Raw genomic sequence first — 22,384 nt, 5'->3', positions numbered from 1 at the left:
TGGCACGGAAATTGCTGCGTTTTTGTCCCCAGTCTTGACGATCAGCCGGAGAATTTTGGAATGCATGAGGGAGCCGAGGTGCGGCTTGCCGTCGATATCGGTGGCACGTTCACCGACATCGTTCTGGACATGGGCGAGGTGCGCAAGACGCGCAAGGTGCTGACGACGCCGCAGCGGCCCGAACAGGCGGTGCTGGACGGGATGCGTCTCATTCTCGCCGATGCCCGCGCGCATATCAGCGACATCGACGTCTTCATTCACGGCACCACGCTCGCGACCAACGCCATCATCGAGCGCCGCGGCGCCAAGACGGCGCTGATCGCGACCGACGGCTTTCGCGACGTGCTCGATATCGGCACCGAGAGCCGCTACGACCAATACGACCTCACCATCGACAAGCCGAGGCCGCTGGCGCCGCGCAGTCTGCGCTTCACCGTGCCCGAGCGCATCGACGCGCACGGCGCCATCCGCCTCCCGCTCGACGAGGCGTCGGTGCGCGCACTCGCGCCAAAATTGCGTGAATTGAAGGTCGAGAGCGTCGCAATCGCCTTCCTGCACTCCTACGCCAATCCCGAGCATGAGCGCCGCGCAGCCGCGATCCTCAGCGAGGAGATGCCCGGCGTTTCCGTGACGGTGTCATCGGCGGTGTGTCCGGAGATCCGCGAATATGAGCGCACGTCTACCGCGGTCGCGAACGCCTATGTGCAACCGCTGATCGACGGCTATCTCGCCCGCATGGCCGATGCCCTGCAGGTCGAGCAGTTCCGCGGCGCCATCTATCTCGTCACGTCCGGCGGCGGCGTCACCTCGATCGAGACGGCGCGGCGCTATCCGGTGCGCCTCGTCGAATCCGGTCCCGCCGGCGGCGCGATCTTCGCGGCGCAGATCGCGGCGCGTCTCGGCGAGAGCAAGGTGCTCTCGTTCGACATGGGCGGCACCACGGCCAAGATCTGCCTGATCGAGAAATACCAGCCCGAGACCTCGCGCGTGTTCGAGGTCGATCGCGCCGCGCGCTTCCTGAAAGGCTCCGGCCTGCCGGTTCGCATTCCCGTGATCGAGATGGTCGAGATCGGCGCCGGCGGCGGCTCGATCGCCCATGTCGACGCGATGAAGCGCGTCACCGTTGGCCCCGAGAGCGCGTCGTCGGAGCCGGGCCCCGCCTGCTACGGCCGCGGCGGCCAGCGCCCGGCCGTAACCGATGCGGACGTCGCTCTTGGCATGATCGATCCCGACGCCTTCGCGGGGGGCACGATCAAGCTCGACCCGGAGCTCTCGAAGCAAGCGCTGCTCCGCAGCGTCGGCGAGCCGCTGGGCCTGTCGGCGGAAACCGCGGCCTATGCCGTGCACGAGGTCGTCTGCGAGAACATGGCGAGCGCGGCACGCGTACACGCGGTCGAGCGTGGCGCCGTGGTCGGCCAGCATACGTTGATCGCCTTCGGCGGTGCCGCGCCGCTGCATGCGGCGCGTGTCGCCGAGAAGATTGGTGTCTCCCGGGTGATCGTGCCGTCGAACGCCGGCGTCGGCTCGGCGGTCGGATTTTTGGCGGCGCCCATCGCTTACGAACTGGTGCGCAGCCGTCACGTCCGGCTCGACGATTTCGACACCAAAGCGGTCTCCGACCTCTTGCAGGAGATGGCGACCGAGGCGCGTGCGCTGGTCGAGCCTGGTGCTGCCGGTGCGCCGGTGCGCGAACGCCGCGCGGCCTTCATGCGCTATGTCGGCCAGGGCCACGAGATCAGCGTCGAGCTGCCGAACCGGCCGCTGAATTCAGCCGATCTCGCCGGCCTGCGCCAGAAGTTCGAGGCGGATTATTCCTCCATGTTCGAGCGGTCGATTCCGGGCGCTGCGATCGAGGTCCTGAGCTGGTCGGTGCTCGCGACCACCGATGCGCGCAATCCGTCCGTCGTCGCTTCCGTCGCACGCATGCCTGCGGGCAAGGCGTCCGGCAGCCGGAAATTCTTCGACGGCCGGGCCGGAGAGGTGATCGAGATCCCGCTCTATCGCCGCGAGGACATGGCGCCGGGGGCGACGATTGCCGGCCCCGCGGTGATCGCGGAGGATGAGACCTCGACCTTCGTCTCCAACAGTTTTGACGCCCATATCGACGGTGCCGGCAGCATCGTCATGGAACGGAAGGCAGCTTGATCATGAGCAAGGCAAATGGCGCGAGCCTGATCGACCTTCAGATCATGTGGCACCGGCTGATCGCCGTGGTCGAGGAGCAGGCGCAGGTGCTGCTCCGCACCGCGTTCAGCCCGATCGTGCGCGAATGCGGCGATCTCTCCGCCGGCGTGTTCGACCTCAAGGGGCGGATGCTGGCGCAGGCGGTCACCGGCACGCCCGGTCACGTCAACTCGATGGCGGAATCGGTCAAGCACTTCATCGACCGCTTCCCGATCGAGACGATGAAGGAGGGCGACGCCTACATCACCAACGATCCCTGGATGGGCACCGGCCACCTCAACGACTTCGTCGTCACCACGCCCTGCTTCAAGGACGGCAAGCCGGTCGCGCTGTTCTCCTGCACCAGCCATCTCATGGACATCGGCGGCATCGGCTTCGGGCCCGATGCCACCGACGTGTTCATGGAGGGGCTCTACATCCCCATGCTGAAGCTGATCGACCAGGGCGTCGTCAACGAGACGCTGATGGCGATGATCCGCACCAACACGCGGCTGCCGATCGACACCGAGGGCGACACCTATTCGCTCGCCGGCTGCAACGACGTCGGCTGCGAGCGCCTGGTCGAGATGATGACCGAGTTCGGCATCGACACGCTGGACGAGCTCGGCGACTACATCTGCGACCGCTCGCGCGAGGCCGTGCTGGCCGAGATCGCCAAGCTGCCGAAGGGAAGCTGGCGCAACACCATGGTCGTCGACGGCTATGACGCGTCGGTGACGCTGGCCGCAACGCTGACGATCTCGGACGCGGGCATTCACGTCGATTTCGACGGCACCTCGGCCGCCTCGAAGTTCGGCATCAATGTGCCTCTGTCCTACACCACGGCCTACACCGTGTTCGGCCTCGGCTGCGTCGTCGCCTCGCAGATCCCGAACAATGCCGGCTCGCTCTCGCCGTTGACGGTGTCGGCTCCCCCTGGCGCGATCCTCAATGCGCCGAAGCCTGCGCCGGTCGCCTCGCGCCACATCATCGGCCAGATGCTGCCCGACGTCGTGTTCGGCTGCCTGCGCCAGATCATTCCCGAGCGCGTACCGGCGGAAGGCACCTCATGCCTGTGGAATCTCAATGTGCGCGGACAGACCCGTTCGGGCGTCGGCGGCAATTACGGGTTCTCGATGGCGGTCACCAGTAATGGCGGCACCGGTGCGCGCTTCGGCAAGGACGGGCTGTCGGCCACCGCCTATCCCAGCGGCGTGCGCGGCACGCCGGTCGAGATCGCGGAAACACAGACGCCGCTGATCTTCTGGCGCAAGGAGCTGCGCCCGGATTCCGGCGGAGCAGGGCGCACCCGCGGCGGCCTCGGCCAGATCATCGAGGTCGGCAGCGGCGTCGACGCGCCGTTCGACATTCTGGCAGCGTTCGATCGTATCGATCATCCGCCGCGCGGCCGCGACGGCGGCCGGAACGGCGAGGTCGGCTATGTCGGCCTGAAATCCGGCAAGAAGCTGCGTGGCAAGGGCTTTCAGCAGGTGCCGCCGGACGATCGGCTGGTGGTGCTGACGCCCGGCGGCGCCGGCATCGGCGATCCGGCTGAGCGGCCGCGCGCGGCCGTCAACGACGACATCGAAAGCGGCCTCGTGTCTGCGGACAACGCGGTTGCGGTTTATGGGTACACGCGGTGACGCGTCAGGCGTCGTGAACGGAGGGGCTCAATGATCACGCGACGGAACTTCACTGCGGGCGCAGCGACGCTGCTCGCCGCCGGCCACATCTCGACCCGCGCGCGGGCCGCAACGACAAGCTGGGACATGTCGACGGTCTGGCCCGACGGCAATTTCCACACCCAGAACGCGATGGCGTTTGCCGAGGAGGTGAAGAAGCAGACCGGCGGCTCGGTCGCGATCACCGTGAAGGCCGGCGGCCAGCTCGGCTTCAAGGGCCCCGAGCACTTGCGCGCCGTGCGCGATGGCCTCGTGCCGCTCGCCGACGTTCTCAACATCCAGCAGGTCGGCGATGAGCCCTTCATGGGCGTCGAGAGCATCCCCTTCCTGTGCAGCTCTATGGACGAGCTCAAGGTGCTGCACAAATATGTGCGGCCCGAATACGAGAAGGTCGCCGCGCGCAACAATCAGAAGATCCTCTACATCGTGCCGTGGCCGACGCAGTACCTGCATCTCAAGGTCAAGGTCGCCGACCTCGATGGCCTGAAGAACATCAAGATCCGCGTGCCCGACAAGAACGCCGTCGACATGCTGGCGGTGGTCGGCATGGCGCCGGTGATGATCCCCTGGGGCGAGACGATCCCCGCGCTGGCGTCGGGGGCGGTCTCGGGCGTCTCCACCTCGGCGGTGTCGGGCGTCGACGGTAAGTTCTGGGAGTTTCTGAAGTACATCTACCCGACCAACCACGTCTGGTCGTCGCAGATGCTCACGGTCAATCTCGACTCTTGGAAGGCGCTCAGCGCGGATCAGCAGAAGCTCGTCGCGGATACCGCCGCCAAGATGGAGCCGGGTTTCTGGGCGAACTCGCTCAAGGCCGACGTCGACAGTCTCAACCGCCTCAAGGAAGGCGGCATGGAGGTGATCCCGGTCTCGGAGGCGATGATGACGGACATCCGGGCCAAGACCGCGCCGCAGCTCGACGCCTTCCTCAAGCGTGTGCCGGCGGCCGACAAGCCGGTGCGGGCCTATCTCGCTGAAATGAAGCGCTGAGCCAAGCCATGGTCAGCGTTTCGCCCGCAGCACCGCAAAGTCTCAATGCAGCTGCGCCCGCGCCGCTGCGCATCCTGCTCGACGGCATCGACCGTCTCGGCCGGCTCGACGGCTGGATCGGCGGCGGCTGTCTGCTGACGCTGACGCTGTTGATGCTGTGCGAGGTCGCAACCCGCTTCCTCTCGAACTTCCTGCCGTTCTTCCCGCCGACCATCTCGATCGCGTGGGAATATTCCTCCTACCTGATGGCGGCGTCCTTCACCTTCGGCGCCGCCATGACCCTGCGCGTCGGCGGCCACATCCGCGTGGTGCTGCTGCTGAAGAACGTCCCCGCACCGTTCCAACGTGCGATCGAAATCCTCTCGGCCGCCGCCGGCTTCGCCTTCATGGCGTTCCTGACCTCCGCGATGGCGAAGTTCGCCTACGGCGCCTATGTGCGCGGCCAGGTCTCGACCTCGAGCGACACGCCGCTGTGGTTTCCGGAAGCCGTCGTCACCTTCGGCATGCTGCTGCTTACGCTCCAGTTCCTGGCGCGCGCGATCCAGGCCATCCTCGGCCTGCCGCTCGAGGATCACCGCATGAAGGCCTCGCCCGTCGAATGATCGTTTTGCCCGCACCCGGATTCAAGATCGCATGACCATCGAAGTCGTCGCCCTGTTTGGGATCCTGTTCGCGCTGCTGGCAGGCGGTGTCTGGATCGGTCTCACGCTCGCGCTCACCGCCACGCTGCTGCTGGCGATGTTCCGCTCGATTCCGCTCGACAAGCTGCTGCCGCAATACGCCTGGAACATTCTGACCACGCAGGAGCTGCTGGCGCTGCCGCTGTTCATCCTGATGGGCGAATTGTTGTTCCGCACCCGCCTGTCGCGCTCGCTGTTCCAGGGACTTGCGCCCTGGGCCGGTCTGCTGCCGGGCCGGCTGCTGCATGTGAACGTGATCGGCTGCACCATCTTCGCGGCGATCTCCGGCTCGTCCGCGGCGACCACGCAGGTGATCGGCCGCATGTCGCTCAACGAGCTCTTGCGCCGCGGCTATTCGCGCGACATCGCGATCGGCTCGCTCGCAGGCGCCGGCACGCTCGGCTTCCTGATCCCGCCGTCCAACATCATGATCATCTACGGCGTGCTCGGCGACGTCTCCATTCTCAAGCTCTTTACGGCCGGCGTGCTGCCCGGCCTGCTGCTGGCGGCGACCTTCATGGGCTGGGTGATGCTGCACACGACCCTCAAGCCCTCGATGGTGCCGGAGACGGAAGCAAAACTCTCGCAGGTGCCGTGGGGCGAGCGTTTTGCGGCGCTCAAGGATCTCGCGCCGGCGCTGTTCCTGATCGCCTGCGTGCTCGGCTCGATGTATGGCGGGCTCGCCACGCCCTCGGAGGCCGCCGCCGTCGGGGTGCTCGGGGCGGGGCTGGTGGCCTGGGCGCAAGGCTCGATGTCGCAGCAGGTGATGCGCGACGTGCTGATCGGCTCGGTCGTGACCTGCTCGATGATCGCGCTGATCGTGCTCGGCGCCTCGATCCTCGGCAATGCCGCAGCCTTCCTCGGCATTCCTCAGGCGGTGGCCGCCTTCGTCAAGGGCCTCGGCCTGTCGCCCTTCATGCTGATCGTGGTGCTGATCATCTTCTACCTGATCCTCGGCTGCTTTCTCGATGGCTTCTCGATGATCGTGATGACGCTGCCGATCGTGCTGCCGATCGTGAAGGGCGCAGGTTTCGACGAGATCTGGTTCGGCATCTTCCTGGTGCTCGCCGTTGAGATGGCGCAGATCACCCCGCCGGTCGGCTTCAACCTGTTCGTGATCCAGGGCCTGACCGAAGACGGCCTCGGCTACATCGCGCGCGTCACGATGCCGTATCTCATGATCATGGTCGGCTTCGTGCTGCTGCTGACGCTGTGGCCCGGGATCGTCACGATCCTGCCGCGGGTGCTGTACGGATAGATTTGCGCCGCCCCGGCGACATAGCCGGGACGGCGTCTTGATTCACGAAGCTTACGCCGCCGCCTTCTTCCGCGCCTGTTCGGCCTTGTACAACTCGAACTCCTCGGCGATCGCCTTCGCCACCGACGGCCGCTGGCGCAGGCGTTCGTAATAGGCCTTCACGTTCGGCCATTTGGCGAGCTCGATCGGCGGCGTCGCCATAGTCCAGTTGATGACCGTGACGAGATAGGCGTCGGCCACGCTGAAATGGTCGAGCAGGAAGTCGCGTCCCTCAAGGTAGTTGTCGAGATAATCGAGCCGCGACAGGTTCTTCTCCAGCGCGTAGGCCTTCGTCTCCTGCGGCGCCTTGCGGTCGAGCACGGGAATGAACAGCCCCTTGTGCAGTTCGGTGCCGATGAAGCAGAGCCACTGGTGCAGTCGGGTGCGCTCGATGCCCGCGCTCGCGCCGAGGCCGGATTGCGGGAAGCGGTCCGCGACATATTGCAGGATCGCCGCGTTCTCGGTCAGCACCACGCCCTCGTCGGTGCGCAGCGTCGGCACGAGGCCGATCGGGTTGACGGTGCGGAAATCGGTGCCGTCCTTCAGCACCCTCTTGGTCGGCGGATCGACTTCGAGGTAATTCGCCTCGGCGCCGGCTTCGTACAGCGCGACGCGGGTCGCCATCGAGCAGGCGAGCGGCGAGAAATAGAGATCCATCTGTAGCCTCCTTGGGCAGTTCCTCTTTCGGGTATCGCTCAACCTGGCCAGATTGATTTTTGTACTGTGTTGCATAATATATCGGCGGTCAAGGATTAATTTGCGAAATGGTACAAAAATCGAAGCCGCCAACTGCTGCCAATGAGCCCGAGCGCCGCGGCGAACCTAAGCGCCGCGGCCGTCCGCGGGCCTATGAGCCCGATGTCGCGCTCGGCAAGGCGCTCGACCTATTCCGCAGGCAGGGCTTTGCCGCGACTTCGCTCGACGATCTCAGCGAGGCCACAGGCATGAACCGGCCGAGTCTCTACGGGGCCTTCGGCGACAAGCGGGAGCTCTATATCAAGAGCTACCAGCGCTACCGCGAGGACGCGCGGGCATCCATGGCCGCGATCTTTCGCGAGGAGATGCCGCTGCGCCAGCGGCTGGAGCGCATCTTCGCCTCCGCGCTGAACATCTATCTGTCCGGCGAAACGGGCCCGCGCGGCTGCTTCACGGTGGTGACGGCGGCGTCCGAAGCGGTCGGTGATCCCGACATCCGCGCCATGGTGCTCGACGGTCTCGCCGAGCTCGACAAGGCGTTTGCGAATTGCTTCCGCCGCGCCAAGGAGAAGGGCGAACTGCCGGAGAGCGCCGACCCGGCCGTGCTGGCCCAGCTTGCATCAGCGACGGTACACTCGATCGCCATCCGCTCGCGCGCGCGTGTCTCGCGGAAAGATCTGGAAGCAATCGTGAAGGGCGCGATCGACGTGATGGTGGGGGTCAGACCCTAGCTGTCGTCCCGGACAAGCGCAGCTCCCGACAACGCGTAGCGTTGTCTAGAGCGGAGCGCCGATCCGGGACCCATAGCCACAGGGAGTGGTTTGGCGAAGACTCGGGGTTATCAGTCTCGCGCTGCAACTTCTCCCTGGGGTTATGGGTCCCCGCCTTCGCGGGGACGACAGCGAGAATGTAGCGCGATCCCGCGCTCGACTACGCCGCCCGGATATGCGCCAGGAACCGATCCACCTCGTCGCGCAGCCGTTGCGACTGCTTCGACAGCTCGATCGCGGAGCCCAGCACTTCCTCGGCCGCCGTTCCGGTCGCTGCGATGCCGGCGGTGACGCCGGAGATGTTCTGCGAGACTTCGCCGGTGCGGGCGGCGGCCTGCTGGACGTTCTGCGCGATCTCCTGCGTCGCGGTGCCCTGTTGCCCGACGGCGGCGGCAATCGCGGCCGAAATTTCGTCGACCTGCTGGATCGTCGCGCAGATCGACTGGATGCCGTCGACCGCGCCGGTGGTCTCTCCTTGTACCGCGGTGACCTGCGCGCCGATCTCCTCGGTTGCCTTCGCGGTCTGGGTCGCCAGCGCCTTCACTTCGGAAGCGACGACGGCAAAGCCGCGACCGGCTTCGCCCGCGCGCGCCGCTTCGATCGTCGCGTTGAGCGCCAGCAGATTGGTCTGGCCCGCAATGCCATTGATGAAGGAGACCACGTCGCCGATTTTCTGCGCGGCATCCGCCAGGCTCTGCACGCGCGCATTCGATTGCCGTCCGTCGCTCGCGGCCTTGCCGACCACCTCGGTCGCGTGGGCGAGCCGCCGGCTGATCTCGGTCATCGACGAGGACAATTCTTCCGCGGCAGCCGCGACCGTCTGCACGTTCTCGGAGGCCAGCGCCGAGGCCGACGACACCGTGCGGGTCTGCTCGCGCGACTGTTCGACGATGGCGGACATCGAGCGCGCGGTGTGCTCCATCTCGACCGCGGCCGCGGACACCGTGGTGACGACCTCGCGGATGCTGGCCTCGAAATTGTCGGCGAGCGCGGCGAAGGCGCGCCGCTTCTCCGCCTCGGACTGCGCCTTGGCCTCGAGCTGCTCGGCCTGGAGCTTGTCAAAATTCACCGCATTGTCGCGGAACACCGCGACCGCCTTCACCATCGCGCCCACCTCGTCATTCGCCTTGCTGGTGGGCACGGCGACATCGAGACGTCCGTCCGCGAGCTCGCGCATCACGTTCGTGATCGACAGGATCGGGCGCGAGATGCTGCGGGCGATGAGATAGCCGACGATCGCCGCGAGCACGAGCCCGAGCGCGGCGATCCCGATCGCCAGCAGCCAGGCGCGATCGGCGGAAGCCTCGTAATCGGCATTGTCCATCACAAGCTCGACCGCGCCGAGCGGCTTGCCGGAAAAGTCCCTGATCGGTCCGAGCAGCGCGGCGACCGGCGTGGTGTCGAGCCTGGCTTGTCGCACCGTGAAGCCGCCCTCGGCGGCGCGGCCGTAATCGGCCGTATCGAAGAAGCTCTTGCCCTTCAGCGTGCCCCCGAACAGCTTGAAGCCCGAGCCGTCGGCGAGATGGAAGGCGACGTCGACATGGCGGTTGGTCTTGAAATCGTCGAGGAAAGGCTGGCCGAAGGTCAGGCCGAATTCGACCGTGCCGAGATGCTTAGCCCCTTGCGCGATTGGCACCACGCCGCGGATGCCGAGCCCGGCCACGCCGCCTTCGAGCCCGACCACGACCTTGCGGTCCTGGTTGGCGACGACGACGGTCTTGCGGAAGCCGGAGAGGTCGTCGCCGAACTTGGCCGGCTGGTGCACGCGTAGGTAAGACGTCGCCGGCGGCACGTGGAACTGGAACTGGTCGACGCCGTAGTCGGATTTGATCGCAGTGAACACCGGTCCGAACAGGCGCACCAGCGCCTCGCGGTCCTGCTTCGCCATCGCCTCCTGCGTCGCCGGCATCGCGGCCACCACGGCGCTCATCGCGGCGGCGCGGTGCGATTCCTCGGCGATGCGCGATTGCAGGGCGTCGTAATGGCTGCGCAGTTCGCGCTGGTCGGCTCGGTCGATGATGCCGGCGATGATCCACATCGCGCCCAGCACGGCAAACAGCGCGGTCGCCGCCGCCGTCACCGCCAGCGCAACCGTGATCCGCATCCTGAGGCCGAGGCTCGTCCGCATGTCCGACTCGTTCTTTGAGCGTTGGTTAACAACGCTTATCAACTTCTCGCTAAGAGAGGGTGAACGGAATACCGGCTGAGCGGGGTGGTTGTGGGGGGCGAGTGAAACGGTGGGCGCGTGCCAAAAACTCCGATGTCGTCCTGGCGAAAGCCAGGACCATAACCACCGGACGTAGTTTGACGAAGATTCGTGGTTGCCACTTCGCGCCACGACTGCTCCCTGGGGTATTGGGTTCCTGGCTTTCGCCAGGACGACGCCGAGGGTGGGGCGGCCGCGTGCGGCCCTAATACCCCCGCGTCCGGTCCACCACGTTCTCCAGCGCGCCGCCCGCCTCGAACCGTGCGATCTGCTCGGCGACATAGGCCGAGATCGCTTCCGCGTCGGTGTCCGCGGCGTTGTGCGGGGTCAGCAGCACCTTGGGATGGGTCCAGAAGCGGCTGTCTTTCGGCTGCGGCTCCTGCACGAAGACGTCGAGCGAGGCGGCGCCCAGCGTGCCGTCGTCGAGACAGGCCAGGATGTCGGCTTCGTTCTGCAAGCCGCCGCGGCCGGCATTGATCAGCACGGGGGCGCCGAGCGGGCTCTTGCGGTTGAGCTTTGTGAAGACGTCGCGGTTGAGGATGCCGTGCGTGTCCGGTGTCAGCGGCAACAGCGAGACCAGGATGTCGGTCGCGCGCAGGAACGCATCGATTCCGGCGGTGCCATGGAAGCACTCGACGCCCTCGATCGTGCGCGGGCTGCGGCTCCAGCCGGCGACGCGGAAGCCGAGCCGCCGCAGCACGTCGGCCGCGTCCGCACCCAGCGTGCCCAGTCCCATGACGCCGACCGTGACTGCGCTTGCCGGCCACTGATATTTCGGCTCCCAGCGCTTCTCGCGCTGCGACTGCCGCAAATACAGCTCCTGGCGGTGGTGCATCAGCACGTGAAGCACGACGTATTCGGTCATGCGATTGGTCAGGTCGGGCACGGCGACGCGAACCAGCGGCACGTCGGGCAGACTCTTGTCCGCCATCAGGGCATCGACGCCGGCGCCGAGATTGAAGATCGCGCGCAGATTGGGGAACGAGCCGAGATCGCCGGGCACCGGCTTCCACACCGCGGCATAATGCACCTCGGCCGGATCGAGCGCCGTATCCGGCAGCAGCACCACGCGGCGGCCTCCGCAGACCGAATTGAACCGGGCCTTCCAGCGCTCCGGCAGCCAGTTCTGCTGCGTGCTGTTGATCAGGACGGCCAGTGTGCCTTTGGTCATTCGAAGTGCCTCGTCGTGTTCCGATTTTGAGGGCTCTCCTTGGCACGATCTGCCGGATTTTTCTTGCAAATTTTTTCCGCAGCCCTGTCGGGGCGGGGCATAGTGGATCGTCTTTACAACAAGAGGTCAGGGAAGGTGCTGCCCATGCTTTATGCGATCCTTTGCTATCATGACGAGGACTTCGTCGGCTCCTGGAGCAAGGACCAGGACGAGGCGGTGATGAAGAAGCTCGCCGTGGTGCAGGAGAAGCTCACGAGCCAAGGCCGGCTCGGTCCGGTGGCGCGGCTGTTGCCGACCACCGCGGCGGCGACGCTGCGTAAAGAGGACCCGCCGCTGGTGCTCGACGGCCCCTATGCCGAGACCAAGGAGCAGTTGCTCGGCTTCTACATCGTCGACTGCAAGAACCTCGACGATGCGCTCGACGTCGCGCGGGACCTCGGCGCCGCCAACCCCGGCGGCGCCTATGAGGTGCGTCCCGTCGGCGTGTTCAGGCCCGGAGGAAATTTGACGTGAGCGAGACTGATACCGCCTGGATCGAGACCGCGCTGACTTCGGCGCGACCCCAGGCGGTCGGCGCGCTGCTGCGCTATTTCCGCGATCTCGACACCGCCGAGGAGGCTTTCCAGAACGCCTGCCTGCGCGCGCTCAAGACCTGGCCGCAGAACGGCCCGCCGCGTGATCCCGCGGCCTGGCTGATCATGGTCGGCCGCAATGTCGCGATCGACGAGGTGCGGCGCACCCGCAAGCAGCAGCCGCTGCCCGAGGACGATCAGGCGATCTCCGATCTCGACGATGCCGAGGGCGCGCTCGCCGAGCGGCTCGACGGCTCGCATTATCGCGACGACATCTTGCGGCTGATGTTCATCTGCTGCCATCCGCAATTGCCGGCGACGCAGCAGATCGCGCTCGCCTTGCGCATCGTCTCCGGCCTCACGGTGAAGCAGATCGCGCGCGCTTTCCTGGTCTCGGATGCGGCGATGGAGCAGCGCATCACGCGTGCCAAGGCGAAGGTCGCGGAGGCCGGAACGCCTTTCGAAACGCCCGGCGCGATCGAACGCTCCGAGCGGCTCGCGGGCGTCGCGGCGATGATCTACCTGATCTTCAACGAGGGTTATTCGGCGAGCGGCGACACCGCCGAGATCAGAAAGCCGCTCTGCGAGGAGGCGATCCGGCTGGCGCGGCTGCTCCTGCGGCTGTTCCAGAGCGAGCCGGAGATCATGGGGCTGGCGGCGTTGCTGCTGTTGCAACATGCGCGCAGCGCCGCGCGGTTTGCGGACGACGGTTCGCTGATCTTGCTGGAGGACCAGGATCGCTCCCTGTGGAACGGCTCCATGATCGCGGAAGGGCTGGCGCTGATCGACAAGGCGATGCGCCATCGCCGCAGCGGGCCCTACCAGATTCAGGCCGCAATCGCCGCGTTGCATGCCCGTGCGGCGACGCCGGAGGAGACCGACTGGGCCCAGATCGACCTGCTGTATGGCGCGCTGGAACTGGCGCAGCCATCGCCGGTGGTGACGCTCAATCGCGCGGTCGCGGTGTCCAAGGTGCGCGGGCCGCAAGCCGCACTCGACCTGATCGAGCCGCTGGCACCAAAGCTTGGCAACTACTTCCATTTCCACGGCGTGCGCGGCGCCTTCCTGATGCAGCTCGGCCGCAATGACGAAGCCCGCATCGCCTTCGACCGCGCCATCGCGCTCGCCAACACTTCGGCGGAAGCCGCCCATATCCGCATGCACATCGATCGCCTGATCCGGGACAGCCAGCCGAAGAGCAGCAACGGGAGCGCCAGGCAGGGTGCGAAGGCGAAATGACGGCTTGCCGTCATTCCGGGGCGATGCGAAGCATCGAACCCGGGATCTCAAGATTCCGGGTTCGGTCCTGCGGACCGCCCCGGAATGACGATCCAAAAAATCTCATTTCGAATTGTCGGCCTCAGCCTCCTCCCTTCGTCCTTAGCCCGTATCCAGGGAGCCATTCATGCTGAAAGCCATTGCCATCATCGCCATCGTGCTCGCGGTCGGACTAGCGGGCGTCCTCGTCTTCGCCCTCACCAAGCCTGACACCTTTCGCGTCGAGCGTTCGCTCGCCGTGAAGGCGCCGGCCGATGCCATCTATCCGGTGGTCGCCGACTTCCACTTCTGGACCAGCTGGTCGCCCTATGAGAACCGCGATCCCGCCATGAAGCGGACGTTCGGCGGAACAGCGCGGGGCAAGGGCGCGACCTATGCCTGGGACGGGAACAACAACGTCGGCGCCGGCCGCATGGAGATCCTCGAGGCGAGCACGCCGTCGAAGCTCCGCATCAAGCTCGATTTCGAGCGTCCCTTCGAAGGCCACAACACCGCCGAGTTCACCTTTGTGCCGCAAGGCGATGCTACACTGGTCACATGGGCGATGTACGGTCCGGCGCCCTTCATGTCCAAGGTGATGCAGGTCTTCATCAACATGGACAGCATGATCGGCAAGGATTTCGAGGCCGGCCTCGTCAGCCTGAAGAAGCTCACCGAGAAACAATGAGCCTCACAGCCCAGGGAAAGAAAAGGAGAGAAGCGATGCTCAATCCATATCTGTTCTATCAGGACACTTGCGAAGCGGCGTTCAACTTCTACGCCAAGGTTCTTGGCGGCAAGATCGACGCGATGATGCGCGTCTCGGACGCGCCGCCGGACATGCCGGCCGCCCCCGGCCGCGAGAAGACGATCATGCATGCGCGGATGTCGTTGCCCGGCGGCAGCGTGCTGATGGCCTCCGACGCGCCGCCCGAGCATGTCCAGAAGCCGCAGGGCTTCTCGATCTCGCTGACGATCGCCGACGTCGCGGACGCCGAGCGCAAGTTCAACGCGCTCGCCTACGGTGGCACCGTCACCATGCCGTTCAGCAAGACGTTCTGGGCCAAGGGGTTTGGCATGTGCGTCGACAAGTTCGGCATCCCCTGGATGGTGAACTGCCCGGCGGAGGGAATGTGACGGGCGCGACCGCCTGGCACGCGGCGCCCCTCCCTCGATCGTTGCGGGTAAGGGGCGCGCCCAAGGCGGTCACGTCATAGCCGGATCGGCCGTTTGCTGTTTCAACGGACCGATCCGGTCACGTCCTCGCCGGGGGACGGCGACTGGACGCAGCGAGGGCAGATCACGAGCTTCGTGCCGAGCTGCCTGTCATTCTCCGCTTCGATTTCGTCATGGACCGCCCACCACGCTTCGGAGTAGGGGCGCAAGGTGCCGAGCACTCTTTCCCGTTCCTGATTGGGATTTTCCTGCGTGGGTGCGGGGTTCGCTGCGCGCCGCTTTGTGACGGGTGGCCGGTTCGGGTTCTGTCCGAGGCCGTCCCATGCGATCGGACGACGCTCCTGCGCCGGCGCCGCCGCGCAGCCCATGAGCGCTGCGCAAAAAGTAAGCAAGACGAAGCCGTGTCGCATCATGCCGAACCCTCAGTGCGGTACGCGACACACAAAATCCGCGTGAGGGATTTTGCATCGCGTCGGTTAAATGGAACCTAAGGGAAACGAAGTGGCCGGCATGGCCGGATAGGAATATGGAGTCTCGATTCGCATGACTTTGCGAGAGCAGTGGGGCCGCTTCGTGAAATGATCGGGACCGCATCGCACAACAACTGGCGCAATAATAGGCTGTGAACTGCCTGTCAAAATCGCTAATCATTCCTTCATAAATTCTACAAACTGGGATGGGCGTACTTACAAGGGGAGCGACCGATGGCAGCGGCGCTACAGATCAATTTTGCACTTTGGGGTATGCTTATCTGCGCGAGCATGGAATTGGCGCAGATGATCCAGAGGTTCTTCTAGAACCCGGCGACCGCATGACCGGCGTAATTTCGCCGGCGCGCTTGCGTGCTAGCTCACGAGCGCCATTAGCTCACAAGCAATGCGATGAGCGTGAAGCTGACGCTTGCGATCACAATCATCGAAACGACGTAGTTGCGCGGCCGCGCCGTCCGCGAGGGCGGCGGTCTCCTCGGTCGTAGCGGCGCGATGTCGTGCCGGGCGGGTTCCGTCGGCGCGAGTGCGGCTTCTGCGCCCGAGCCGATATACTTCACGTAGAGCTCGAGCAGCCGCAGTTCGGACGGCAGGTCCATCAGGCCCTCGCGGTCGCGCCGCGTCAGCAGTTCGAATTCGACGGTTTCCTCGGCGCTCAGTTGGCCAAGGACGATCCGTCCCCGGTCCGACAGGCGGTAGCGAAAATCGATGGGCTGCATAGCGTGCGACCCCTTTTAAAAATGAGCAATCTTGAAAAAAAACGGGACCATCCTCGTCCGTGACCACTGCTGAGATCGTGACGCCGCCGCGGCCTCAGTCTGAGCCGCGACCATCATAGACTGCAGGGAAAGGCTGGGAACCGCGTAAATTGTGCAGGCATTGCGAAGCGGTTGAGCGGATTCGGCGTCCGGAAAGTCGAAATTCTGCAAAACTGCTCAATCGTCGGACAGCGGCGGACGCAACCTGGTCACGCGGCTGGTGACCGCCAAGTCCTCACCGGCAGCGCGGATAGATCGCGGCGAGGTCGCGCCCCTTCAACAGCAGCAACCGTGAGGTGAGGCCGCCGCGGTGGCTGATCCAGTCGCGCACCGGCCCCGGATAGGCTTGGAGCACCGCGTCGGAGGCTTCCGGCTCGGCATAGAAACGCCCGCGCCGGTCGACCGAACGCGCGGCATGGAAGCCGAGCACGGCGCGTTTGGTGACACAGATGCGCTCGCCCGGCACGATGCTCAGCACCAGCGTGCAGGCGGACAGGCAGGGACCGTCGATCACCACGCGCTCGCCGCTCTCGCGCACCTTCTCGAACAGGTCGAGGAACGGCCCGACCCGTCCGCCGGGTGACTGGATGATGCGGATTTCGGCGGCAACCGGTGCGGAGGCGAGCAGGGCGGTCGCGAGCATCAGGGCTTTGACCAAAACGGCACGTTGCATCGTACTCTCCGCACATTCGACGTCGTCGGGCGGGCAAAGCGTCGCGCGCCCAACAATGGCACCCAAATCCGGAGAAGGTGATGGGCACGGCGCGTCGCGCCCTTGCCCATCCCACAAATCCTGTGCCTACCCGTTGCGGCGCTGGCCGCGCAACGTCGGCAGGCCGATACCCGCTGCATCGAAGCCGCCATCGACGGCCAAAATTTGACCGGTGATGTAGCTCGCGCGTTCCGAGCACAGGAAATAGATCGCTTCCGCGAGTTCCTCCTCGAGGCCGTAGCGGTTGAGCGGAATGGCGTCGTGATAGTCGGCGCGGATCTCCTTGGTGTGCACCTGCTTGGCCATCGCGGTGTCGACCGGCCCCGGCGCGACCGCGTTGACGCGGATGTTGAGCGAGGCGAGCTCGACCGCGAGCTGCTTGGTCAGGTGCGCGAGCCCCGCCTTGCTGGTGCCGTAGGCCGAGCGCAAGGTCGAGGCACGCACCGCCGAGATCGAGGTGATGTTGACGATGGCGCCGCCGTCGCTGTCGCGCATCAAGGGCACCGCGGCCTTGGTGCAGAGGAACGGGCCGGTGAGGTTGACCTCGAGCACGCGGCGCCAGTCGGCATCCGGCGTCTCCATCAACGGCGCGAACACGGCGATCCCGGCATTGTTGACGAGCGCGTCGAGCCGGCCGAACCGCCGCTCGATCGTCGTCATCGCGGCGCCGACCGCCGCCGCGTCGGAGACATCGCAGGTCAGCGCGAGCGTCGCCTCGCTTTGGCCGATCTCGGCGACGGCGCGGCCGAGCAGCTCCCCCTCGATGTCGAGCAGCGCCACGCGCCAGCCCTCGCCAAGGAACTTCTTCGCGGTCGCAAGCCCGATGCCGCGCGCGGCTCCGGTGACGAGGGCGACTTTTTGCGGGGCCTGCGGCATTTGCTAATCTGTCCTGTGTTCGAAAGGCTGTTCCCACGCGAGGGCCGGTCCCTTTTACTTCGCTTTGGTCCCGACGAGAAAGGCCCTGGCGATGCCCATCGATCCGGACGAGAACCACTCGACATATTCTTGCGTTGTGCCGGCGGAACGCCTGGCGCGATGTCGGCGCGGCCGCCGCTGCATCGTCTTCTAAGCGACGTCTGCCGAGGAGACCGATCGATGCCTGACGACCACGCCCGCCTGATCCGAGACCTCTTCGCCGCCTATCTCGCGAATGACCGGCAACGGGTGAGCGAGGCGCTCGCCGACGACTTCCGCTTCACCAGCCCGTTCGACGACGACCTCGACAAGGCGACCTATTTCGAACGCTGCTGGCGGGACACCGGCTGGATCGCGCGCCACGAGATCGAGCGCATCTTCGTCGTCGGCGACGAGGCTTTCGTCACCTATCGCTGCCTGGCGACCGATGGCAGGAGCTTTCGCAACACCGAGTTCCTCAGCTTCGCCGGCGGCCGGATCCGCCGCGTCGAGGTCTATTTCGGCGCCGCCTTCCAGGACGGCCGGTTCCTGCCGCAGCCGCGCTGAGGCAGGAACTTCCGAGGCATGACCTCCGGAATAATTTTCCGCCACGGTGTCGATTCCATAGCGGGGCATTCGTCTTACAGGGGAGCGCGGGCTGGTTCGGCCCGCTCATCTCGCCCGTCATTCCGGGGCAGCCCGCAGGGCTGAGGCCGCAATCCATCGGACCGCAGAGATTGTCGATGAACAGATTCCGGGCCTGCGCCTCGCGGCGCATCCCGGAAGGACCAGGTAAGCAAGGAACTGCTCATGCGATTCATGATGCTGATGATCCCGCTCGGCTACGAGACCGCGCCGCCGGACGTGCAACTCGATCCCGAGCGCGTCGCCGCGATGATGCGCTACAACGAGGCGCTGAATGACGCCGGCGTCCTGATCACGCTCGACGGTTTGCATCCGCCCGCGATGGGCGCGCGCGTGTCGTTTGCGACCGGCGAGCCCGTTGTGACCGACGGACCCTTCACTGAAGCCAAGGAAGTGCTGGGCGGCTACTGGATGATCGAGGTCGCCTCGCGTGCCGAGGCGATCGCGTGGGCGAAGCAGTGCCCGGCCGCGGCCAATGAAGTCATTGAGATCCGGCAGGTGCAGGAGATGGCCGACTTTCCGCCGGACGTGCAGGCCGCGGCCGCCGGCTTCGACGGTCTGAAGAACTAGCCAGAGCGGGCGCGATTGGAATTCGCGGCCGTCATCAACAAAGTCATCAACAAAGGAGAGAACCAATGAGCACCGACACTTATCTCGCCGTATTCCTCGGCAGCAAGACCAGCCCGAAATGGGCTGCATGGAACGCGATGTCAGACGCCGAGCGCAAGGCGAAGGAGCTGGAGGGCATCGCGGCCTGGAAGGGTTGGGCCGAGAAGCATCAAGGCGCGATCCAGGCGATGGGCGGTCCGCTCGGCAAGACCAAGCGGGTCGATGACAAGGGCATCGCCGACATCGCCAACGAGATGGGCGCCTTCACCGTGGTCCGCGCCGCGTCCCATGAAGCGGCCGCGAAGATGTTCGAGAACCACCCGCACTTCGCGATCTTCCCCGGCGAGCGCGTCGAGATCATGCCGGTGCTGCCGATCCCGGGCGGTTAGGGCCCCGCCGTCATTCCGGGGCGCGCGCGAGCGCGCGAACCCGGAATCTCGAGATTCCGGGTTCGGCTCTTTCGAGCCGCCCCGGAATGAGTGGAAATACGGGTTCACCAAATCCAGCTTGCGCTAGTGACCTTCACGCCCGGCTCATGTAAAGCTCGTTCACATGAGCTGGCGCAAGGAGACGCGCCGCGCCGAGCGCGGCTATCACCACGGCAATCTGAAGGAAGCCCTGTTGCAGGCGGCCCTCGGGTTGATTGCCGAGAAGGGCGCGGCCGGCTTCACCTTCGCCGATGCGGCGCGCATGGCCGGCGTCAGCGCAGCGGCGCCCTACCGGCATTTCCGCGACCGTGACGAACTGTTGTCCTCGATCGCCCAGCGCGGCTTCGAGCAGTTCGAGGCGCGCTTGACCGCGGCCTGGGACGACGGGCGGCCCGATACGGTCACGGCGTTCGAGCGGGTCGGCAGGGCCTATCTTGCCTTCGCCCGCGAGGAGCCGGCGTTCTACAACGCGATGTTCGAGTCCGGCCTGCCGGTCGATGCCAACCCGGCGCTCCAGGCCGCGAGCGAGCGTGCTTTCAACATCATTCGCGCCGCCGCGGAGCGCCTTGCGGCACTTGCACCGCCCGGCACGCCGCGGCCGCCGGCGATGATGATGGCGCTGCACATCTGGTCGATGGCGCATGGCGTGGCCTCGCTGTTCTCGCGCGGCGATGCTGCGCGACGAAAACTGCCGATGTCGCCGGACGAGCTGTTAGAGGCCGAGGTGCTGATCTATCTGCGCGGTCTCGGCTTCCCGACCGACCGCCGTCCGCCCGCCAAAGGCGCCGAGCCGCCGCCGGTGCCTCCGGAGGCATCCTCCGGTTCTGGCGTGCCGCCGGGCGGCCCCTGGGGCAAGCCGAAATAAAATTGCGCAAATAATTCGCCAGGCCTGTCGGGTGGCCGGCTTGACAAAATCGCGGGATGGTCTAGCTATGTAAATGTTATTTACATTCACAACGGCGCAGATGCCGTCATGGAGATGGGAAATGGCCTACACCGCTGATGTCAATCGATGGCGCGGCCCCTCGGACCAACACTATGAGCGCCCCCATATGCTCGACACGCCTTGGCATCCCGGCTGGATCGCCGTGACCATCCTCGGCTTCATCATCTGGTGGCCGATCGGACTTGCCCTTCTCTTTTTCACACTCGGGAGCAGAAAAATGGGTTGCTGGAGCCACCAGGATCGCTGGCAGAACAAGATGGAGCGGATGCAGTACAAGATGGACCGCATGCGCGGCCGTATGGAGCGCCGCGGCTTCGGCTTTGGCTTCGGCCCGCCCTCGAGCGGCAACCGCGCCTTCGACGAATACCGCACCGAGACGCTGCAGCGGCTCGAAGAGGAGCAGGTCGAATTCAAGAACTTCCTCGACCGTCTGCGTCACGCCAAGGACAAGGAAGAGTTCGACCAGTTCATGGCCCAGCACAAGACGCGTCCGACCCCGCCGCCGACCGACCAGCAGCAGGGTTGATCTGGACACCTCTCAAAGCCTTCAGGCGCATGCCCCCAAAGTCCTGATGGCCCCGAGCCGCCCGCCTGCGCATCCCGCAGGCGGGCGGTTTGGTTTTTGGGGGGCCGCTTTGCCTCGCCTCGCTTGCGGGGAGAGGGAGTAGACCGAGCCACTGCTTGGCTACGAGCCGCCAGAACCCAGACCTGCTCATCCGACACCAAGACTTGCGCGTCCCGTCTCACCGGGCGGCGCTTCTCATGTTGGACGACAGCATCATGGACCTCTGGACCCGCCTGCTCCTCGGCGTGACCGCCTTCGCGGTGCTGGGTTACATCGGCGTCGTCTATGGCGGCTGCGCGGCCGATCCCGACTGCCATTTCCGCCTGTGTCCCGGCCGGCATTCGCTATGTGGCGTTGATCACGCACATGTGCAGGACCGGTAGAACCCGACTCGCGCCCGGCCCGACCAAGCCCTGACAGCGCACTTGCCGCGCGCCAACAGGGCCGACCATGATGAACGCCGAACGTAAGGAGATCAGACAGCGGCTCGCGCTTCTCGAGCGCGCGTCTGCGCTGTTCGATCGATTCGGCGTCTCAGTGCCGCTCGCGATCGCGTTCCTCAACCACTGGCCGACGGAGATCAAGTCCTATCAGGACCTCGTGACCACCGATGCCTGGAAGATCTTTCTCAGCTGCGCCCTCTACGAGCTTGCCGCGTTCGCGCTGCGGCGCGCCGTCAAGTTTGCGACAGCGGACCTTGCCCCATGATCCTGCTCCGCGATTTCGCGCTTTACGTCCTGCCGGCCCTCGTCGCAGGCGGCGGCTGGCTGTATGCGCTGTGCCTGCGCAAGCGGGCGCGGTCGGGCCGCGCCCCCGAGCGGCGTTACGTCCCCCCGGCATCACTGGCGCCTTGATCCGGACCGCCTATATTCGCCTGCACAAACGAAGGGCGCACCGGAGGCGGCAATGGCGGAAGCTGCGATCATGGCGAGCGACGGCCTCTGGCAACGGGTCCGCGGCGAGGCGCGGCGCGCGGCGGATGCCGATCCCGTCTTCGGCAAGGCGCTTGCCGGCACCATTCTCGCTCATGATGATTTCGCCGCGGCCTTGTCCGATCTGATCGGACGCCGGCTCGGCGGCAGCGCAGCCGAGCGCGCGCGCTTCTCGGCCTTTTCCTTCGATGCCTTTCGCGGCTCGCCAGATCTGATCGAGGTGGCCGGCCGTGACTTGCAGGCGATCGCGATCCACGATCCCGCCATCGCCGACCTGTTGCCGCCACTGCTGCATTTCAAGGGCTATGTCGCGCTGCAAGCCTGGCGCGTCTCGAACTGGCTCTGGCGCCACGATCATCGCGACGCGGCGCTGCTGTTCCAGAACGAGGCGTCGAATGCCCTGCAGGTCAGCATTCATCCGGCCGCCGGCATCGGATCGTCAGTCTATCTCGACCACGCCACCGGCATCGTGATCGGTGCCAACGTCGTGATCGGCGACGAGGTCACCATCCTCCAGAACGTCAGCATCGGCCGCGGCAGTGAGCTGCCGACGCGCTCGCCGCGGATCGGCCGCGGCGTCTATATCGGCGGCGGTGCGACCATCCTCGGCGACATCAGCATCGGCGATTTCGCCAAGATCGGCGCCGACGCGCTCGTGACGTCAGACGTTCCTGCTGGCTGCACGGCCGTCGGCAATCCCGCGCGGCTGACCAACTGCCCCGAACCTGCCTCGGCGGCCTGATCCCA

The 22,384-nt window shown here is 65.8% G+C and carries 26 protein-coding genes; 19 read left to right on the top strand and 7 right to left on the bottom strand.

Translation table 11 applies throughout. The features are described from left to right. The first annotated feature begins 60 nt into the window (after window positions 1–60). The 5 genes from EI171_RS40880 to EI171_RS40860 are packed head-to-tail and all read left to right on the top strand — an operon-like array spanning window position 61 to window position 6,773. Window positions 61–2,145, top strand: a complete 2,085-nt coding sequence (locus tag EI171_RS40880; protein ID WP_161536563.1) for a hydantoinase/oxoprolinase family protein — start codon at window positions 61–63, stop codon at window positions 2,143–2,145. A gap of 2 nt (window positions 2,146–2,147) precedes the next feature. Beyond that, a complete protein-coding gene (locus EI171_RS40875; protein WP_161536562.1) occupies window positions 2,148–3,806 on the top strand; it encodes a hydantoinase B/oxoprolinase family protein in 1,659 nt (552 codons plus the stop codon). Between the two features lie 30 nt (window positions 3,807–3,836). Continuing rightward, window positions 3,837–4,835, top strand: coding sequence for a TRAP transporter substrate-binding protein (locus tag EI171_RS40870; RefSeq protein WP_161536561.1), 999 nt, complete (start codon window positions 3,837–3,839; stop codon window positions 4,833–4,835). Window positions 4,836–4,843: 8 nt separating this feature from the next. After that, window positions 4,844–5,437 carry a TRAP transporter small permease subunit gene (locus EI171_RS40865; RefSeq protein ID WP_028172992.1) on the top strand — a complete coding sequence of 198 codons (594 nt, stop codon included), beginning with the start codon at window positions 4,844–4,846 and terminating at the stop codon, window positions 5,435–5,437. Between the two features lie 31 nt (window positions 5,438–5,468). After that, complete coding sequence (locus tag EI171_RS40860) at window positions 5,469–6,773, top strand: TRAP transporter large permease (RefSeq protein WP_011089911.1); 1,305 nt, start codon at window positions 5,469–5,471, stop codon at window positions 6,771–6,773. 51 nt (window positions 6,774–6,824) lie between these two features. Here the strand turns inward: EI171_RS40860 and EI171_RS40855 are convergent, their stop codons facing one another. Continuing rightward, window positions 6,825–7,469, bottom strand: coding sequence for a glutathione binding-like protein (locus tag EI171_RS40855; RefSeq protein ID WP_011089910.1), 645 nt, complete (start codon window positions 7,467–7,469; stop codon window positions 6,825–6,827). A 107-nt stretch (window positions 7,470–7,576) separates the two neighbouring features. On the opposite strand from EI171_RS40855, the gene EI171_RS40850 reads away from it, so the two are divergent. Next, window positions 7,577–8,239, top strand: a complete 663-nt coding sequence (locus tag EI171_RS40850) for a TetR/AcrR family transcriptional regulator (RefSeq protein ID WP_028172993.1) — start codon at window positions 7,577–7,579, stop codon at window positions 8,237–8,239. 199 nt (window positions 8,240–8,438) lie between these two features. Here EI171_RS40850 and EI171_RS40845 read toward each other — a convergent pair whose 3' ends face one another. Both EI171_RS40845 and EI171_RS40840 read right to left on the bottom strand, forming a co-directional pair. Then, window positions 8,439–10,406, bottom strand: a complete 1,968-nt coding sequence (locus tag EI171_RS40845) for a methyl-accepting chemotaxis protein (RefSeq protein WP_028172994.1) — start codon at window positions 10,404–10,406, stop codon at window positions 8,439–8,441. Window positions 10,407–10,689: 283 nt separating this feature from the next. Then, on the bottom strand, window positions 10,690–11,655 hold the full coding sequence (locus EI171_RS40840) for a glyoxylate/hydroxypyruvate reductase A (protein ID WP_161536560.1): 966 nt from the start codon (window positions 11,653–11,655) through the stop codon (window positions 10,690–10,692). 144 nt (window positions 11,656–11,799) lie between these two features. On the opposite strand from EI171_RS40840, the gene EI171_RS40835 reads away from it, so the two are divergent. The 4 genes from EI171_RS40835 to EI171_RS40820 all read left to right on the top strand — a co-directional run bounded on the left by EI171_RS40835 (window position 11,800) and on the right by EI171_RS40820 (window position 14,621). Then, a complete protein-coding gene (locus EI171_RS40835) occupies window positions 11,800–12,168 on the top strand; it encodes a YciI family protein (protein WP_011089906.1) in 369 nt (122 codons plus the stop codon). After that, window positions 12,165–13,466, top strand: coding sequence for an RNA polymerase sigma factor (locus EI171_RS40830; RefSeq protein WP_161536559.1), 1,302 nt, complete (start codon window positions 12,165–12,167; stop codon window positions 13,464–13,466). The genes EI171_RS40835 and EI171_RS40830 overlap by 4 nt, the downstream gene beginning before the upstream one ends. A 166-nt stretch (window positions 13,467–13,632) precedes the next feature. Next, complete coding sequence (gene kdpF, locus EI171_RS40825) at window positions 13,633–14,172, top strand: K(+)-transporting ATPase subunit F (RefSeq protein WP_161536558.1); 540 nt, start codon at window positions 13,633–13,635, stop codon at window positions 14,170–14,172. A gap of 35 nt (window positions 14,173–14,207) precedes the next feature. Continuing rightward, a complete protein-coding gene (locus EI171_RS40820; RefSeq protein ID WP_161536557.1) occupies window positions 14,208–14,621 on the top strand; it encodes a VOC family protein in 414 nt (137 codons plus the stop codon). A 101-nt stretch (window positions 14,622–14,722) separates the two neighbouring features. On the opposite strand, the gene EI171_RS40815 is transcribed toward EI171_RS40820, so the two are convergent. From EI171_RS40815 to EI171_RS40800, 4 genes are all read right to left on the bottom strand, one after another. Further along, window positions 14,723–15,073, bottom strand: a complete 351-nt coding sequence (locus EI171_RS40815; RefSeq protein WP_028172998.1) for a hypothetical protein — start codon at window positions 15,071–15,073, stop codon at window positions 14,723–14,725. A gap of 449 nt (window positions 15,074–15,522) precedes the next feature. Continuing rightward, window positions 15,523–15,867 carry a hypothetical protein gene (locus EI171_RS40810; protein WP_028172999.1) on the bottom strand — a complete coding sequence of 115 codons (345 nt, stop codon included), beginning with the start codon at window positions 15,865–15,867 and terminating at the stop codon, window positions 15,523–15,525. Between the two features lie 274 nt (window positions 15,868–16,141). Then, window positions 16,142–16,579, bottom strand: a complete 438-nt coding sequence (locus EI171_RS40805; RefSeq protein WP_011089901.1) for a hypothetical protein — start codon at window positions 16,577–16,579, stop codon at window positions 16,142–16,144. Between the two features lie 126 nt (window positions 16,580–16,705). Next, window positions 16,706–17,494 (bottom strand): SDR family NAD(P)-dependent oxidoreductase, encoded by a 789-nt coding sequence (locus EI171_RS40800; protein ID WP_161536556.1) that lies wholly within the window; start codon window positions 17,492–17,494, stop codon window positions 16,706–16,708. 219 nt (window positions 17,495–17,713) lie between these two features. On the opposite strand from EI171_RS40800, the gene EI171_RS40795 reads away from it, so the two are divergent. The 9 genes from EI171_RS40795 (at window position 17,714) to EI171_RS40765 (ending at window position 22,379) form a co-directional block, all read left to right on the top strand. Next, window positions 17,714–18,079: a nuclear transport factor 2 family protein gene (locus tag EI171_RS40795; RefSeq protein WP_028173001.1), complete on the top strand. Its 366-nt coding sequence runs from the start codon at window positions 17,714–17,716 to the stop codon at window positions 18,077–18,079. Between the two features lie 243 nt (window positions 18,080–18,322). Next, window positions 18,323–18,727, top strand: a complete 405-nt coding sequence (locus EI171_RS40790; RefSeq protein ID WP_161536555.1) for a YciI family protein — start codon at window positions 18,323–18,325, stop codon at window positions 18,725–18,727. Between the two features lie 65 nt (window positions 18,728–18,792). After that, a complete protein-coding gene (locus tag EI171_RS40785) occupies window positions 18,793–19,155 on the top strand; it encodes a hypothetical protein (RefSeq protein ID WP_011089897.1) in 363 nt (120 codons plus the stop codon). Window positions 19,156–19,318: 163 nt separating this feature from the next. Continuing rightward, window positions 19,319–20,059, top strand: a complete 741-nt coding sequence (locus tag EI171_RS40780; RefSeq protein WP_011089896.1) for a TetR/AcrR family transcriptional regulator — start codon at window positions 19,319–19,321, stop codon at window positions 20,057–20,059. 121 nt (window positions 20,060–20,180) lie between these two features. Further along, complete coding sequence (locus tag EI171_RS40775) at window positions 20,181–20,666, top strand: DUF2852 domain-containing protein (protein WP_028173002.1); 486 nt, start codon at window positions 20,181–20,183, stop codon at window positions 20,664–20,666. Between the two features lie 236 nt (window positions 20,667–20,902). Beyond that, on the top strand, window positions 20,903–21,088 hold the full coding sequence (locus tag EI171_RS45160) for a hypothetical protein (RefSeq protein WP_011089894.1): 186 nt from the start codon (window positions 20,903–20,905) through the stop codon (window positions 21,086–21,088). A 70-nt stretch (window positions 21,089–21,158) separates the two neighbouring features. Continuing rightward, complete coding sequence (locus tag EI171_RS40770) at window positions 21,159–21,413, top strand: hypothetical protein (RefSeq protein WP_231166635.1); 255 nt, start codon at window positions 21,159–21,161, stop codon at window positions 21,411–21,413. Further along, window positions 21,410–21,559, top strand: coding sequence for a hypothetical protein (locus tag EI171_RS45155; protein ID WP_167771257.1), 150 nt, complete (start codon window positions 21,410–21,412; stop codon window positions 21,557–21,559). Before EI171_RS40770 ends, EI171_RS45155 begins: the two co-directional genes overlap by 4 nt. A gap of 52 nt (window positions 21,560–21,611) precedes the next feature. Then, window positions 21,612–22,379, top strand: coding sequence for a serine acetyltransferase (locus tag EI171_RS40765; protein ID WP_161536554.1), 768 nt, complete (start codon window positions 21,612–21,614; stop codon window positions 22,377–22,379). Window positions 22,380–22,384: the final 5 nt, after the last annotated feature.

Origin of the sequence: Bradyrhizobium sp. LCT2 (genome assembly GCF_009931255.1) — a bacterium.
GTDB classification, from domain to species: Bacteria; Pseudomonadota; Alphaproteobacteria; order Rhizobiales; family Xanthobacteraceae; genus Bradyrhizobium; species Bradyrhizobium diazoefficiens.
The sequence above is the reverse complement of the archived record's forward strand: the minus strand, read 5'-3'. Positions and strand labels throughout refer to the sequence as shown.

Coding starts and splice junctions, on each gene's coding strand:
- EI171_RS40780 (WP_011089896.1), top strand. CDS start 19,319: ATGAGCTGGCGCAAGGAGACGCGCCGCGCCGAGCGCGGCTATCACCAC.
- EI171_RS40840 (WP_161536560.1), bottom strand. CDS start 11,655: ATGACCAAAGGCACACTGGCCGTCCTGATCAACAGCACGCAGCAGAAC.
- EI171_RS40770 (WP_231166635.1), top strand. CDS start 21,159: ATGAACGCCGAACGTAAGGAGATCAGACAGCGGCTCGCGCTTCTCGAG.
- EI171_RS40850 (WP_028172993.1), top strand. CDS start 7,577: ATGGTACAAAAATCGAAGCCGCCAACTGCTGCCAATGAGCCCGAGCGC.
- EI171_RS40860 (WP_011089911.1), top strand. CDS start 5,469: ATGACCATCGAAGTCGTCGCCCTGTTTGGGATCCTGTTCGCGCTGCTG.
- EI171_RS45160 (WP_011089894.1), top strand. CDS start 20,903: ATGTTGGACGACAGCATCATGGACCTCTGGACCCGCCTGCTCCTCGGC.
- EI171_RS40835 (WP_011089906.1), top strand. CDS start 11,800: ATGCTTTATGCGATCCTTTGCTATCATGACGAGGACTTCGTCGGCTCC.
- EI171_RS40815 (WP_028172998.1), bottom strand. CDS start 15,073: ATGATGCGACACGGCTTCGTCTTGCTTACTTTTTGCGCAGCGCTCATG.
- EI171_RS40800 (WP_161536556.1), bottom strand. CDS start 17,494: ATGCCGCAGGCCCCGCAAAAAGTCGCCCTCGTCACCGGAGCCGCGCGC.
- EI171_RS40845 (WP_028172994.1), bottom strand. CDS start 10,406: ATGCGGACGAGCCTCGGCCTCAGGATGCGGATCACGGTTGCGCTGGCG.
- EI171_RS40810 (WP_028172999.1), bottom strand. CDS start 15,867: ATGCAGCCCATCGATTTTCGCTACCGCCTGTCGGACCGGGGACGGATC.
- EI171_RS45155 (WP_167771257.1), top strand. CDS start 21,410: ATGATCCTGCTCCGCGATTTCGCGCTTTACGTCCTGCCGGCCCTCGTC.
- EI171_RS40875 (WP_161536562.1), top strand. CDS start 2,148: ATGAGCAAGGCAAATGGCGCGAGCCTGATCGACCTTCAGATCATGTGG.
- EI171_RS40795 (WP_028173001.1), top strand. CDS start 17,714: ATGCCTGACGACCACGCCCGCCTGATCCGAGACCTCTTCGCCGCCTAT.
- EI171_RS40785 (WP_011089897.1), top strand. CDS start 18,793: ATGAGCACCGACACTTATCTCGCCGTATTCCTCGGCAGCAAGACCAGC.
- kdpF (WP_161536558.1), top strand. CDS start 13,633: ATGCTGAAAGCCATTGCCATCATCGCCATCGTGCTCGCGGTCGGACTA.
- EI171_RS40775 (WP_028173002.1), top strand. CDS start 20,181: ATGGCCTACACCGCTGATGTCAATCGATGGCGCGGCCCCTCGGACCAA.
- EI171_RS40805 (WP_011089901.1), bottom strand. CDS start 16,579: ATGCAACGTGCCGTTTTGGTCAAAGCCCTGATGCTCGCGACCGCCCTG.
- EI171_RS40865 (WP_028172992.1), top strand. CDS start 4,844: ATGGTCAGCGTTTCGCCCGCAGCACCGCAAAGTCTCAATGCAGCTGCG.
- EI171_RS40820 (WP_161536557.1), top strand. CDS start 14,208: ATGCTCAATCCATATCTGTTCTATCAGGACACTTGCGAAGCGGCGTTC.
- EI171_RS40790 (WP_161536555.1), top strand. CDS start 18,323: ATGCGATTCATGATGCTGATGATCCCGCTCGGCTACGAGACCGCGCCG.
- EI171_RS40870 (WP_161536561.1), top strand. CDS start 3,837: ATGATCACGCGACGGAACTTCACTGCGGGCGCAGCGACGCTGCTCGCC.
- EI171_RS40855 (WP_011089910.1), bottom strand. CDS start 7,469: ATGGATCTCTATTTCTCGCCGCTCGCCTGCTCGATGGCGACCCGCGTC.
- EI171_RS40880 (WP_161536563.1), top strand. CDS start 61: ATGCATGAGGGAGCCGAGGTGCGGCTTGCCGTCGATATCGGTGGCACG.
- EI171_RS40765 (WP_161536554.1), top strand. CDS start 21,612: ATGGCGGAAGCTGCGATCATGGCGAGCGACGGCCTCTGGCAACGGGTC.